1 protein-coding gene is annotated in these 278 nt (G+C 55.8%); it reads right to left on the reverse strand.

The genetic code is table 11. The features are described 5' to 3' along the window. On the reverse strand, positions 1 to 262 hold a 262-nt coding region (locus tag SB756_RS29610), incomplete at its 3' end, for an alpha/beta fold hydrolase (protein ID WP_410913126.1). Positions 263 to 278 lie beyond the last annotated feature (16 nt).

Here is a 278-nt window from a genome sequence, read left to right on the forward strand (position 1 = left end):
GCAACATATCGAGGAAGAACTCCGAAACCGTTGGGGTGAAATCTGCCCCTTCGGCTGAGATGATTGCACTGTACGCATCGGGTCGACGTGCCCCCAATTCCAGCACCAGATTGCCGCCCATCGAGCATCCCATGATGGCGGGTTTCTCAAGTCCCAAGGCCTCCATAAGGTGCTCATTGAACTCCGCATGGCGAGTGAGGCTGTGAAATGGGCCTGATTCGGGTAGCTCTGATTTGCTGTGCCCGGGAGCGTCAATTGCAATGACGCGGAACTCATCT

Origin of the sequence: Pseudomonas sp. SIMBA_068 (assembly GCF_046534705.1) — a bacterium.
Lineage (GTDB): Bacteria > Pseudomonadota > Gammaproteobacteria > Pseudomonadales > Pseudomonadaceae > Aquipseudomonas > Aquipseudomonas putida.